Genomic DNA, 13,807 nt, shown 5'->3' on the forward strand with positions numbered 1-13,807 from the left:
TAAGATTTAAATGAATAAAATAAGCAGATCGTGAAACAAGAAAGTCAGACGTTCTTTTGATTTCAGGACATTTTAAAAATACTGAAGCGATTAGCCGTTCACAACATTGAAAATGTATGTCTTTTAATGGAATTTTGCCACATTAATCATTGCATGATTAAATGAAGATTCTCTTTCTAGTTCGCAGATTTTTTCATGCAACTGATTATTTTTAGCGGTGTCCAGGCTTCAGGTAAATCCTCTTTTTATTTACTGAATTTGCATCACAGTCATTTGCGGATTAATTTGGATATGCTGAAAACGCGGCATCGTGAAAATCTAATTTTTGAAGCGTGTTTAGCGGGTAAAGCCAAATGTGTGATTGATAATACCAACCCGACAAAAGCAGATCGCGCACGTTATATTGAGCGTGCTAAAGCTGCCGGTTTTGAAGTAATTTCTTATTTCTTTGAAACGGACTTAAACAGTACTTTACAACGAAATAATCAACGTATCGGTAAAGCCAATATTTCTGAAGTCGGTGTTCGGGCAACCTATAAAAAATTAGAACATCCCAGTTTAGCTGAAGGTTTTGATGAAATTTTTAAGGTGAAGATTGTGGGAAACGGGGAGTTTTCTATTTTTCCTATAAATAATTGATATTTTTTATAAAAAACATTAACCACTTCTCATTTTTACTATAAAATGTGCAAATAGAAATATAGAAAAACATTTTATATAATGAAAAAAATTGTTCTTGTAGTGGTCTGTTTAGCAATCATGGCATATGGCGTGTTGCATTTGATCATGCCTGAAAAAACCACGCCACGCTTAAATCAATTTTTTTCTAAACCAATAAAAGATGTTCACCTGATTCAAGACTGGCTCAAACATAATCAACAACAGCAATTGTTATTGGTTGATGTCATTCAACCGGTCAATCCAAAGCAAAAAAGTGCTTATGTTGAATATATAAAACAACGAATTGAATTCAACCAACAAAATATTCAGCGTCTTGAGCTCAGTCACTATCACAGCAAGACATTTAAAGAAATTCAACAACTTGAAATTCATGCTCTACAACAATGGAATAATATCCATCAAACTAATATTGTGGATGCTTTTGAACAGCAACAACGTTTTCTAGATCTGCCCATTGCAGAGTTTGAACAACTGGATTCTGGAGCACGTTATGCATTTCAACAACAAGAAATTAGCGTATTGCAACAATTACAACAGTTAGTCCAGCAAAACAGCGATTTTGTTGCAGATATTGACCACAGCCTACTTAGCGACTGGCTTAACTATCATTTAATGCAACATGAGATTCACCCGATTGTTGCCGAATGGCAAGACCCATCCTCAACTAGAACACGTAACCGTTCAGAAGCGTCGCAAGATTTACAATTGTATAAACGTTTTCAACCCAATACGGATGAATACAAATACATTAAGGCTCTTTCAACTCAGCTTTGGCATGTTGAATATCCAGCTTCATCCAATTTGGTCGTAGCAAACCCTCGACCTATTTCATATGCTGATCAATCTAAAGAAGACATTCTTATCCCTGAAGATGCACCAAAAGCTGAAAAACTAAAGCAATCGATTAAGATGCAAAATGACAGAGTGAATCGTCTATTGTTAGGTCAGCTCAGAGAGGCTTTCTTCAAAGACAATAAAAACTAGAATTTTAGATTAGGAAAATAGCTCAAACAGTTTTGATGAGATATTTAAAATGAAGATTGTGAGGAATGAGAAATTTACAATTACCACTATCCCTCGACCTTAAATTATCACAGCTTTTTTCTAGGTTTTCTCTTATGTGTTGTTTCCCTAACTATTGGGATTGAATGTTTAGAGGCATTTCTCAATGGAACGCCTGTTATTACTTTTTTATTTTTTCAACCTCATCAATCTTATAATATACAAACAGTTGCTGAATTAAGTTTTCTAACACCTTCAAATGCAACACTAGTTCTTTACGAGATTTTGAATCAGCTCTATGAGCCGCATCGTTTCCTAAATAACGAATTTTATCAAGTAATCCTCTTTGTTTAGTCGATATAAATCCATCTTGCTCAAAACTATTTAAAATTTCACCCAAATCATCTGAATGACCAAAGTACTTAACGATCTGTTCTAGTAAAGTTCTTAATCCAAGTCCTGCAAGTAAGGGCATTTTATTATTTAAGGCTAATACAACTTCTTCATAAGTTAAATAAATATCCTGAGGTAGAATTTTCTCAAACTCTTTGGAAAATGCAGTTTCTTCATCTCTTAATGGATAAAGCTTAATTGACGCATTTTCTTCATAAATAGGCGTTCCATCGTATTCTTCCCCTATTTGAAATACCTCCTCTGAATTTACAATTTTATCTTGGTAAGTTATTGAATCACAATTAATACAACGCAGAATTTTATGATTAAAATAAAGGGAAAGAATATCTGCTTCATGCTTAGAGTACGCAATATCAACTAAAATCTCATGTCTGATATTTGTTTTACACTCAATACATAAACAATGCTCATATATTTCATTCGAAGTAATCTTTTTCTCCAACTTTGGAGTTAATGCTACAGATGTAATATTCATATAGTATTTATTTGATTTATATAAATTAATTTATACCATAAAAAAACCACCCTTTCGGGTGGTTTTTTCAATCTCAAACCGTCTCTTATTGAGCGCGGTTTTTGATTTTGCGGATCGTTTCCAACTGTGCAGCAGTTTCTGCAAGAGCAGCCAAAGCAGCAGCAGAGTCCAAATCGCTCTTTTGATTCGCAAGCAATTGTTCAGCGTGTTTACGCGCTTCAATAATTGCAGCTTCATCTAAATCGTGTGCACGAACTGCAGTATCTGCAAGAATCGTAACCACGTGCGGTTGAACTTCAAGAACACCACCTGATACATAGATTAACTCTTCTGTACCATTTTCAAGCAAAACGCGAATTGCGCCTGGCTTGAGCAAAGTTACCAACGGAGCATGGCCAGGCATAATACCCAACTCACCGCCAGCACCTTTTGCAATTAGCATAGTTACAGTGCCAGAGTACAAAGACTCTTTTACACTTACAACATCACATTGCATAGTCGCCATGAGAATCTCCTAAATTAGAGTAGCTAATTAAAGTTTCTCGGCTTTAGCAATAACTTCATCAATACCACCAACCATATAGAACGCTTGTTCTGGAATGTGATCGTATTCACCAGCTAGAAGACCTTTAAAGCCACGAATCGTTTCTTTAAGAGATACTAATTTACCAGGCGCGCCAGTAAATACTTCAGCTACGTGGAACGGTTGAGAGAAGAAACGTTGGATTTTACGCGCACGGTAAACAACCAATTTATCTTCTTCAGCAAGCTCGTCCATACCCAAGATCGCGATAATGTCTTTAAGCTCTTTATAACGTTGCAATACGTTCTGTACAGAACGTGCAATTTCATAATGCTCTTGACCAACAACTAACGGATCTAATTGGCGTGAAGTTGAGTCTAGTGGATCGATCGCTGGGTAAATACCAGAAGATGCGATGTCACGGCTCAATACAACAGTTGCGTCTAAGTGAGCAAACGTTGTAGCAGGCGATGGATCTGTCAAGTCATCGGCAGGTACGTATACCGCTTGGATTGACGTAATAGAACCAGACTTAGTCGATGTAATACGTTCTTGAAGAACACCCATCTCTTCTGCAAGAGTCGGTTGGTAACCTACTGCAGATGGCATACGACCTAGAAGTGCAGACACTTCGGTACCAGCCAATGTGTAACGGTAAATGTTGTCAACGAACAACAATACGTCACGGCCTTTACCGTTTTCGTCTTTCTCGTCACGGAAGTATTCAGCCATAGTCAAACCAGTTAACGCTACGCGTAAACGGTTTCCTGGTGGCTCATTCATCTGACCGTAGACCATTGCTACTTTGTCTAGAACGTTAGAATCTTTCATTTCGTGATAGAAGTCATTACCTTCACGAGTACGTTCACCAACACCAGCAAACACAGATAAACCTGAGTGAGCTTTCGCGATGTTGTTGATCAATTCCATCATGTTTACGGTTTTACCAACACCGGCACCACCGAACAGACCAACTTTACCACCTTTAGCAAACGGGCAAAGTAAGTCGATGACTTTAATACCAGTTTCTAAAAGGTCAGTAGAAGCAGCTTGTTCAGCATAAGAAGGTGCTTGACGGTGAATTGGCAAACGCGCTTCAGTAGCAACAGGACCAGCTTCATCGATCGGGCGACCAAGAACGTCCATGATACGGCCTAGAGTCGCTGTACCTACAGGTACAGAAATCGGCGCACCAGTGTTAACTACGTTCAAACCACGCTTAAGGCCTTCAGTAGAACCCATTGCAATAGTACGAACTACGCCATCACCAAGTTGTTGCTGAACTTCTAAAGTAGTTTCAGTACCATCAACATGGAGAGCGTCATAGATCTTAGGAACGCTGTTGCGTTCAAACTCGACGTCGATAACCGCGCCGATGATCTGAATGATACGACCGCTATTCATTGCTGTCTCCTCAATTCAAAATAATGTTAAACGGCAGCGGCACCACCAACGATCTCAGAAATTTCCTGAGTAATCGCGGCTTGACGCAGCTTGTTATAAATAAGTTGTAGGCTCTTGATGATTTCACCCGCATTGTCGGTCGCAGCTTTCATTGCCACCATACGTGCAGATTGCTCACATGCGATGTTTTCAATCACACCCTGATACACCACAGACTCGATATAGCGAACCAACAAACCATTTAATAGCTCTTCAGCTTCTGGTTCATAGATATAATCCCAACCGTATGAACGGTTCAGATTCTCGCCTTCTTCAGCAGCTGCCAAAGGAACGAGTTGCTCAATCTTTTGATTTTGAGTCATGGCATTCACAAAGCCGTTTGATACAAGATAAATACGATCTAACTCGCCTTTATCAAATGCATCTAACATCACCTGTACAGAACCAGATAACTGTTCAAGACTTGGAGCATCACCCACTTGGGTCGTTGCACCAAGAACTTTACCGCCGTAGTTTTTAAAAAACGAAACCGCTTTTTGACCAATTAAAGCAAATTGAACTTCAATTGACTGCTCTTGTTGTTGCTGTACGTGTTTAACAACTTTCTTGAACAAGTTAATGTTCAAGCCACCTGCCAAACCACGATCTGAAGAAACAATGATATAGCCAACGCGTTTTACCGGACGTTCAACCATATAACGGTGTTTGTATTCAGGGTTCGCTTGTACCAAATGAGCAATTACACGGTGCATATTTTCGGCATACGGACGGCCTTGAGCCATGCGCTCTTGCGCACGACGCATTTTAGAAGCAGCCACCATTTGCATCGCGCGAGTAATCTTTTGCGTGCTCTTGATACTGGCTACTTTGGCGCGAATTTCTTTTAAATTTGCCATACGCTTAACCTAGTATTCGAAGGCTCTTTCAAGCCTCCGAAGGTTGATTCCGTGAACCAAACCGACTAGCTTTTAGCAATTGCTAAAATTAGTAAGTTTGAGTCGCTTTAAAGCTTTCAACACCTGCTTTGATAGCAGCTTCGATGTCTTTGTTGTAATCACCAGTTTCATCGATTTTTTGCATTAACGCAGCATGTTCTGAACGGAAGTAAGAGATCAACGCAGCATCAAAGTCTACGATTTTCTTCACTTCAACGTCAGCCATGTAGCCTTCGTTAGATGCATAAATTGAAACAGCTTGGTCAGCAATTGAGTAAGGAGCATATTGTTTTTGCTTCATTAACTCAGTTACACGTTGACCATGTTCAAGTTGTTTACGAGTTGCTTCATCAAGGTCAGAAGCGAACTGAGCAAACGCTGCCAATTCACGGTATTGAGCCAAAGCGGTACGGATACCACCAGACAATTTTTTGATGATCTTAGTTTGCGCAGAACCACCAACACGAGATACAGAGATACCCGCGTTCACAGCAGGACGAATACCTGCGTTGAATAATGATGTTTCTAAGAAGATCTGACCATCTGTAATCGAAATTACGTTAGTCGGTACGAATGCAGATACGTCACCCGCTTGAGTTTCAATAATCGGCAATGCAGTTAATGAACCAGTTTGGCCTTTAACTTCACCGTTAGTGAATTTCTCAACGTAGTCAGCAGATACACGAGAAGCACGTTCAAGTAGACGTGAATGTAGATAGAACACGTCACCTGGATACGCTTCACGACCTGGTGGACGGCGTAAAAGCAATGAAATTTGACGATACGCAACAGCTTGTTTAGACAAGTCATCATAAATGATTAACGCATCTTCACCACGGTCACGGTAGTATTCGCCCATTGTACAGCCAGAGTACGGAGCCAAATACAGCATTGCTGCTGGATCAGATGCACCTGCTGCTACAACAGTGGTATACGCCATAGCGCCAGTTTCTTCTAGCTTGCGCACAACGTTAGCGATAGTCGATTGTTTTTGACCAATAGCTACGTATACACATTTAATGCCAGAATGTTTCTGAGCGATGATCGCATCGATCGCCATTGCTGTTTTACCAGTTTGACGGTCACCAATGATCAACTCACGTTGACCACGGCCTACAGGGATCATTGTATCTACTGATTTATAACCAGTTTGTACAGGTTGATCCACTGATTGACGCCAAATTACGCCTGGTGCTACTTTTTCAACAGCATCAGTTAATTTTGCATCAATAGGGCCTTTACCATCAATTGGGTTACCCAAAGCATCTACGACACGGCCTAAAAGTTCTGGACCAACCGGAACTTCTAATACACGACCTGTGCAACGCGCTTTTTGACCTTCTTGAAGGTTTAAGTAGTTACCTAAAACAACGACGCCCACTGAATCCTGTTCTAGGTTCAGTGCCATACCAAATAAGCCGCCGTCGAATTCGATCATTTCACCGTACATTGCATCAGCAAGGCCGTGAATACGCACAATACCGTCGGAAACCATAACAATGGTCCCTTCGTTCTTAGCGGTCGCGCTGGTGTCCAGATCGCCGATACGCTGTTTAATGAGCGCACTGATCTCGGATGGATTCAGTTGTTGCATTGCGCTATACCTCAATCTTTTTTAAGTTCAGTCTTCTTATATGCAATTAAGCAAGAAGACGAGTCCGCATTTTTTCAAGCTTGTTAAGTGCAGAGTCATCTATCACTTGGTCGCCTGCACGAATAACAACACCTGCGATTAACGCCGGATTAACTTCTACAGTTACATTTACAGCAGCGTTAAATTTTTTCTCTAACGCTTGAGCAAGTAATTGTTCTTGTACAGAAGTCACAGGGAATGCTGATTCAATCACAACATCCACAGTATTGTTATTCTGTGATTTGAGTAGTTCGTATTCTGCTTCAATTTCAGGTAACAACGCTAAACGATCGTTGTCTGCAAGAAGAGTCAAAAAGTTTGACACTTCTTGAGTTTGATTCTCACCTAAAACTTTTGCAAAAACACTTACCTGCTCAGCAGGAGTAAGCTCAGGGCGATTCAAATAAGCGGAAAATGCTTCGTCTTGCACCGCAGCACTGAGCACTTGTAACACATTCGACCAATTGTCAGTTGCACCTTGCTCAGAAGCGAAAGCAAATGCTGCTTTTGCGTACGGGCGTGCCAACGTCAAGAGTTCAGCCATAATCGCCTCGCTTAAAGTTTAGCAGCCAGCTGAGTAAGCATGGCATTGTGAGCTTCCGCATCAACTTGCTGGTTCAGAATTTTTTCTGCACCAGTAACTGCCAAGGCAGCAACTTGTTGACGTAATTCTTCGCGTGCAGCATTGATTTCAGTATCAACAGTTTCTTTCGCCTGTTGACGGATACGCTCACCTTCAGCAGCTGCTTGGGTACGCGCTTCTTCGATCAATTGTGCACCACGACGGTTCGCTTGTTCGATCAATTGAGCCGCTTGTGCTTTTGCCGCATCTAATTCAGCTTTCACTTGAGCTTGCGCATCGGCAAGGTCAGCTTTTGCTTTTTCAGCAGCATTTAGCCCATCAGCGATACGACGCTGACGTTCACTAATCGCATTGATTAGTGGTGGCCATACAAACTTCATGCAGAATGCGACAAACATCGCAAATGCAATTGCTTGGCCAATCAATGTGAGGTTGATATTCATAGCTATTCCTCAATAGTTTAATTTAGGAATTAAGCTGATTAACCTACAAATGGATTAGCGAAGATGAAGAACAAGCCAATACCAACACCGATCATAGGCACAGCATCAAGAAGACCTGCGATTAAGAACATACGAGTTTGAAGTTGTGGAGCCAATTCTGGTTGACGAGCAACAGCTTCAAGGAAACGGCCGCCTAAAAGACCAAAACCAATCGCAGTACCTAAAGCACCAAAAGCGATCAAGATAGCAGATGCAATTGCAACTAGACCTAAAGTGAGTTCCATGATAATTCCTCAGAGGTTAGGTTTTATACCAAATTAAGTTAGAAAACTGTACCCAACCATCTCGTGATAGTCAGGCAATACCATTAATGTTTTTCGCTAGCCATACTCAAGTATACGATAGTTAGCATCATGAAAATGAATGCTTGTAGCGTAATAACAAGAATGTGGAAGATCGCCCAAGGCACAGACAGAGCCCATTGGATCCAGAACGGTAATAATGCGATGAGGATGAAGATTAACTCACCTGCATACATGTTACCGAAAAGTCGGAGAGCCAATGAAACTGGACGTGCAAGGAAGGTTACCAATTCCAGAATTAAGTTCACTGGAATAAGCAACGCTTTTGCAACTGGGTTACTTGGATTGAACGGGTTAAGTGCCAATTCGCCAACAAAACCACCAATACCCTTTTCACGGATACTGTAGAACAAGATAAGGACAAATACAGACAATGACATACCAAGGGTAATGTTAGGGTCAGTAGATGGAACGATCTTGAAGTAAACGTGGTGAGGGTCCATACCAAACACGTTTGCACCAATCAATTGAGCTGTATACGGGATAAAGTCAACTGGGATCAAGTCCATTGCGTTCATGAGGAAAATCCACACGAAAATGGTCAATGCAAGTGGTGCAATTAAGCGTGATTTGCCATGAAAAGTGTCGCGAACACTTGAGTCAACAAACTCAATGATCATTTCAATTGCAGACTGGAACTTGGTAGGAACACCAGAGTTTGCAGCTTTCGCTACACACCAGAACAACAAACAGAAAATCACACCAAGCGTGATAGACCAACCCATTGAATCCAAGTGAATAGCAGTGAACCCCATCTGTTGAGCTTCATCAGCAGTCTCAGCCAATTTCCAAGAACCATCCGGCATTTTGCCATAGGTTAAATTGGTCAAGTGATGCTTGATATACTCGGTCGAAGTAAGCGCATGTTCTTCAGCAGCCATAAATCACACCTGGTCAATGTCAAATACTAAATAGAGTGAACGAACATCGCGTGCTGCCTGATATCTCGTCCATCTCCTAAAAAACTTTTCAATTTTTTGTTGTGCTTAAACCCGTTTTTGTAGACGTGACGCCAAAAAAGGGGCGACCCACGACATGGCTTGAACGAGGATAAAACCACAAAACAACGCCACCGCTGACAACGGTTTAACGTTACTTAAAATTAAAATGAAACCAACGATCACAATTGCAAACTTGCCCATCAAGCCTCTATACATGTTCGAAAGAACCTGCTTTGAAGCTCGCGCACCTGCGGCTCGAAACGATTGCCAAGAAAAATAACAACTTGCAAGCCAACACACCAACGCACCAAGTGCGGCGCTGTAGGCTGCAGTCGAGTCTTTCAGGACCCACGCTATCAAGGCTGAAACAGGGATCATGCATGCTTGTAAGATGACCAAAGCTTTCGCTAATCGTCGATCAATCATGCGACTAGTTCGGCTCATTATTTATTCACTCACAGCATTCATGCTTGACAAGTTTAGCTGATGATCGTTTTTAATCGCAGGCATTATAGAGTTACACCCCTGAACATGCAATCTTTTCCCGACCTAAGTCTGGTTTTTTTCAACGATTAAGTTGCTTTCATACTAATCAATAGTTGTTTATTTTTTGTATTACTTTCGTGCATTTAGCACACAGTTATGGGTTTGCTCGGCAAGTTTTTTCCAAGCCAGCACAAAATCCCCTGCCCCACCCATGCTTTCGTCTACTGCCTGAAAGGTAATCGGATTCAATTTCTGGTATTGATTTTTACTGGCATGCCCTTCAGCCAACAGGCACATTTTGCGACTCGGACGGCTATCATTTAGGTATTTAATTTGCGCCATCGTCGGTGCGACATGCGGATCATCGGTCAATGCACCGGCAAATTTCAAATTTAAGGCACGTTCTAAATATTGATACGCATCGTGATATGCCCAGTAGGTCTTTGCAGATGAATTGGTATTATATTGTTGTGCAGTCTGCAACATCGCTTGTGCAAAGCGCTTGGCATTGGCCCAATAGGTATCTTTATATTCGGGTAATTGCTGTGAACGCAGGGCTGCAATAAAAAAGCCAATCCGCACCGCATTGTTAGGATCTAGCCACACATGCGTATCTACCGTATTGTTCAACGGCACACCACGGGTAGTACGCTGAGGTAAGGTTTGCACGATACCGGAATCTAAAATAGAAATGGCTTTAGGATTATCAGACAACAGCTTATTCAATGGGGCTTCATGTGCCTTGCCCAACCAGATCACCAGTGATGCATCCAGGATAGCTTTGCGATGTGCTGGCGTAAGCGTGACATCGTGTCCGGTTTGATCCGCCAATAACAGTACAGGCTTTTCAACCCCTTGCGTGATTTCTTCAGCAATAAGATAAATTGGATGCGTAGAGACCACTAAACTTTGTGACCAGCTTAAGGTGGTGAATAAAGCAAGCGCACAAAATGCAAAGAAACGGGACATGAAAGAAGATCACTAAATTTTCAACAGGTGTTATAATATAACAAATAGACAAAAATACCTACGGCTAATCGAAACGGGTATCGCTTCATGTTAAGATTTAATGTCCATTTGTTTTTATAAATTTCGCACTTGAGGTTGGCTATGAGCTTATGTTCGCACGAACATCACAATGCATTACATGGCGTACATGACCATCATAATGTCGAAACACGACTGGCTGAAGCTGAAAGCCTCTGTGCGGCAACTGGCGCACGTTTAACACCGTTACGTAAAGAAGTATTAGGTCTGATTTTAAATGCCACAGGTCCAATGGGTGCATATGACTTATTGGCTAAAATTAAAAGTGATTCCGACCGCCCTGCTGCTCCACCGACAGTTTATCGCACTTTAGACTTTTTATTGGAAAAAGGCTTAATCCACCGTTTAACTTCTATTAATGCTTACATTCCATGTTGTCATCCGCGTGAAGGACATCAGGCTGCATTTTTAATTTGTACCCATTGCAAGAATGTGACAGAAGCTTCTGCACAGGGTTTATTAACACAATTAGATGCGCTTTCAGCATCTGATCAATTTACTGCACATCACAGTATTATTGAAATTTCTGGGATATGTCAGCAGTGCCGCAACAAACAGTAACAGCTCACACACTGATTGCCTTAGACAAAATCAGTGTACGTATCGATGAGCGTGACATTTTAAAGAATGTCGATTTCGCCTTACATGAGCGAGAAATTGTCACGTTGATTGGTCCGAATGGCGCAGGGAAATCTACCCTGATTAAAGTCTTGCTAGGGATTGTGAAAGCCAATTCAGGCAAAATTCATAGTCATAAAAAATTAAAATTTTCTTATGTGCCGCAAAAGTTTAATCCGTCGCATAGCTTGCCTTTACGGGTACAAGACTTATTGGCCTTAGAAAAATGCGATGCGGATAGAAAAGCAGAAATTATTTGCGATACCGGCATTACTAAACTCCAAGATTCTAAAGTACAACAACTATCGGGTGGTGAACGACAACGTGTTTTGTTGGCACGTGCTTTACTGCGTCAACCCGATGTACTGGTTCTGGATGAACCGATGCAAGGTTTAGATATTCAATCAGAAGCTGAACTGTACGAATATGTAAGAAGCTTGCCAATAAAATATGGCTGTGCCGTGTTAATGGTATCGCACGACCTGCAATGGGTCATGCAGGGTACGCACCGCGTGGTGTGTTTAAATAAACACATCTGCTGCAGCGGTTTACCTGAAAATGTGCAAAAGCATCCAGAGTATCAAGCCATTTTTGGTACCAATCGCGTTTTCTATCAGCATCATCACGAGCATTGTGCGCACGGTGACAGTGCAACCCCGTGCCAGCATGATCCTCGTCCTCATATTCACCCAGAACCGGAAGCTTAAGCCATGATGGAATGGTTACAAATATTGTTACCTGCATGGACCATGGGAACGCTACTGGTGTTTCTGACTGCTCCGCTGGGTTGTTTAATGTTATGGCGACGAATGTCTTTTTTTGCGGACACCATGGCACACGGTACTTTACTGGGTGTTGCGATTGCCGGTGCTTTAAGCCTCCCACTTTGGTTAGGCGTGACCTTTTTGGCATTCTTGTTGGTCGGTATTTTATGGGTCCTGCATGACCCTCGCCTGCCCAATGATGCTTTGCTGGCACTCTGTTCAGCCACCCTACTCTGTTCAGGCTTATTGTTTATCCAGCATATTCCAAGTTTAAGACCCGAACTGCTCAGCTATCTTTTTGGCGATCTGCTGCAAATTTCATGGTCCGATCTCCCAATGTTTGCTTTTGTGATTATTGCCGCTTTAGCTGTGCTGTATAAAAACTGGCAAGCACAGATTCAAATTGCAATTGACCCTGATATGGCAATAAGTGAAGGCGTGAATGCCAAATGGCAACGTCTGGTGTTTATGTTGTTATTGGCACTCTTTACCGTGTTGGCTTTACGTGCGGTAGGTTCATTGTTGATGGGTGCTTTACTGGTTATTCCAGCATTAACTGCACGACTTCTGGCAAACTCACCTAAACAGATGGTGGTTTGGGCTTTTGTGATTGCTCAAATCGGGATTAGTGTAGGTTTATGGTCAAGTGTAGGTTTAGACACATCGACAGGCTTAACAATTGTGCTCACCATGGCGATTTTGTTTGCAGTGATTTTTACAGTGCAGAAAGTGAAGAAGTTGGCTTAGTCTTTCCTTTATATATCGATCATTCTTTTAAGATGCATTTATTTTCTAACAGCCTCTCCTTATAAGGAGAGGCAAAACAATCTTTACTGATTACTGATGTACCAAGCTAAGTAATCCCGCTGCACAGCTAAACAAGACCGCAAAAGTCCGGTTCATATATTTTTGCTGTTTAGGGGATTTCAATACGCGTAAAACTTTGGCTGCAAGCCCTGTATAACCCGCCATCACGATCAGATCAATCGTGACCATGGTTACCGCCATAATCAGATACTGAATCCATTGTGGTTTGGATAAATCTAAAAACTGCGGCAATACCGCCAGTAAAAATACAATCGCTTTGGGATTACTCATATTGACCAGGAAGCCATGCAAGATTAGTTTAGCAATTGATTTATTCGGTTGTTCCTGTTGAATCTCAATCGACTGAGTCGGTGCTTTCCATTGTAAATAAGCCAAATACAATAAATACAACACACCAAACCATTTCACTACCAGAAAAGCCCAAGGCGTCGTTGCAAATAACACCCCTACTCCGGCTGCGACAATCCCAATTTGCACCAACAATGCGAGTTGCAAACCTAAAGCATTCCAGTAGCCACGGCGAAAACCATAGTTTAAACCACTCGACATTGAAGCGATTGCACCTGCACCAGGAGAAATGCTAATCACCCAACACGCCAGCATATACGCCAGCCAAACTTGGTAAGACATAAAATATAAGGATATAGAAATATGGAAGTATTATATGA

The 13,807-nt window shown here is 41.5% G+C and carries 17 protein-coding genes; 5 read left to right on the forward strand and 12 right to left on the reverse strand.

What is annotated here, in order from left to right:
- Positions 1-195 precede the first annotated feature (195 nt).
- Complete coding sequence (locus tag E0409_RS10350; RefSeq protein WP_131290503.1) at positions 196-639, forward strand: AAA family ATPase; 444 nt, start codon at positions 196-198, stop codon at positions 637-639.
- 81 nt (positions 640-720) lie between these two features.
- Complete coding sequence (locus tag E0409_RS10355) at positions 721-1,665, forward strand: hypothetical protein (protein ID WP_131290506.1); 945 nt, start codon at positions 721-723, stop codon at positions 1,663-1,665.
- Between the two features lie 199 nt (positions 1,666-1,864).
- Here E0409_RS10355 and E0409_RS10360 read toward each other — a convergent pair whose 3' ends face one another.
- From E0409_RS10360 to E0409_RS10410, 11 genes are all read right to left on the reverse strand, one after another.
- The gene (locus E0409_RS10360) at positions 1,865-2,572 is read right to left on the reverse strand and encodes a DUF4145 domain-containing protein (RefSeq protein ID WP_252151805.1); all 708 of its coding nucleotides are present in this window, start codon (positions 2,570-2,572) and stop codon (positions 1,865-1,867) included.
- A gap of 85 nt (positions 2,573-2,657) precedes the next feature.
- Positions 2,658-3,077, reverse strand: coding sequence for a F0F1 ATP synthase subunit epsilon (locus E0409_RS10365; RefSeq protein WP_131290509.1), 420 nt, complete (start codon positions 3,075-3,077; stop codon positions 2,658-2,660).
- Positions 3,078-3,104: 27 nt separating this feature from the next.
- Positions 3,105-4,499 carry a F0F1 ATP synthase subunit beta gene (gene atpD / locus E0409_RS10370; RefSeq protein WP_131290513.1) on the reverse strand — a complete coding sequence of 465 codons (1,395 nt, stop codon included), beginning with the start codon at positions 4,497-4,499 and terminating at the stop codon, positions 3,105-3,107.
- 26 nt (positions 4,500-4,525) lie between these two features.
- Entirely contained in the window at positions 4,526-5,395 is an 870-nt protein-coding gene (gene atpG / locus E0409_RS10375) for a F0F1 ATP synthase subunit gamma (protein WP_131290517.1), read from the reverse strand.
- 88 nt (positions 5,396-5,483) lie between these two features.
- Entirely contained in the window at positions 5,484-7,028 is a 1,545-nt protein-coding gene (gene atpA / locus E0409_RS10380) for a F0F1 ATP synthase subunit alpha (RefSeq protein WP_131290520.1), read from the reverse strand.
- A 46-nt stretch (positions 7,029-7,074) separates the two neighbouring features.
- The gene (locus E0409_RS10385; RefSeq protein ID WP_086193904.1) at positions 7,075-7,611 is read right to left on the reverse strand and encodes a F0F1 ATP synthase subunit delta; all 537 of its coding nucleotides are present in this window, start codon (positions 7,609-7,611) and stop codon (positions 7,075-7,077) included.
- An 11-nt stretch (positions 7,612-7,622) separates the two neighbouring features.
- Positions 7,623-8,093 (reverse strand): F0F1 ATP synthase subunit B, encoded by a 471-nt coding sequence (locus E0409_RS10390; protein ID WP_131290525.1) that lies wholly within the window; start codon positions 8,091-8,093, stop codon positions 7,623-7,625.
- Between the two features lie 38 nt (positions 8,094-8,131).
- Positions 8,132-8,377, reverse strand: a complete 246-nt coding sequence (atpE, locus tag E0409_RS10395; protein WP_000424060.1) for a F0F1 ATP synthase subunit C — start codon at positions 8,375-8,377, stop codon at positions 8,132-8,134.
- An 83-nt stretch (positions 8,378-8,460) separates the two neighbouring features.
- Positions 8,461-9,336, reverse strand: a complete 876-nt coding sequence (gene atpB, locus E0409_RS10400) for a F0F1 ATP synthase subunit A (protein WP_004649569.1) — start codon at positions 9,334-9,336, stop codon at positions 8,461-8,463.
- 105 nt (positions 9,337-9,441) lie between these two features.
- A complete protein-coding gene (locus tag E0409_RS10405; RefSeq protein ID WP_131290529.1) occupies positions 9,442-9,840 on the reverse strand; it encodes an ATP synthase subunit I in 399 nt (132 codons plus the stop codon).
- Between the two features lie 171 nt (positions 9,841-10,011).
- A complete protein-coding gene (locus E0409_RS10410) occupies positions 10,012-10,851 on the reverse strand; it encodes a metal ABC transporter solute-binding protein, Zn/Mn family (RefSeq protein ID WP_131290532.1) in 840 nt (279 codons plus the stop codon).
- Positions 10,852-10,992: 141 nt separating this feature from the next.
- Between E0409_RS10410 and E0409_RS10415 the strand changes: the two genes are divergently transcribed.
- From E0409_RS10415 to znuB, 3 genes are read left to right on the forward strand one after another with little or no spacing between them, the layout of a single operon-like run.
- Positions 10,993-11,490, forward strand: a complete 498-nt coding sequence (locus tag E0409_RS10415; protein WP_131290535.1) for a transcriptional repressor — start codon at positions 10,993-10,995, stop codon at positions 11,488-11,490.
- Positions 11,463-12,254, forward strand: a complete 792-nt coding sequence (gene znuC, locus E0409_RS10420; RefSeq protein WP_131290538.1) for a zinc ABC transporter ATP-binding protein ZnuC — start codon at positions 11,463-11,465, stop codon at positions 12,252-12,254. Before E0409_RS10415 ends, znuC begins: the two co-directional genes overlap by 28 nt.
- Before the next feature lie 3 nt (positions 12,255-12,257).
- Complete coding sequence (gene znuB / locus E0409_RS10425) at positions 12,258-13,058, forward strand: zinc ABC transporter permease subunit ZnuB (protein ID WP_131290541.1); 801 nt, start codon at positions 12,258-12,260, stop codon at positions 13,056-13,058.
- A gap of 90 nt (positions 13,059-13,148) precedes the next feature.
- On the opposite strand, the gene E0409_RS10430 is transcribed toward znuB, so the two are convergent.
- Positions 13,149-13,769: a LysE family transporter gene (locus tag E0409_RS10430; RefSeq protein WP_131290544.1), complete on the reverse strand. Its 621-nt coding sequence runs from the start codon at positions 13,767-13,769 to the stop codon at positions 13,149-13,151.
- Between the last annotated feature and the right edge of the window lie 38 nt (positions 13,770-13,807).

It is taken from the genome of Acinetobacter sp. ANC 4862 (assembly GCF_004336635.1).
Lineage (GTDB): Bacteria > Pseudomonadota > Gammaproteobacteria > Pseudomonadales > Moraxellaceae > Acinetobacter.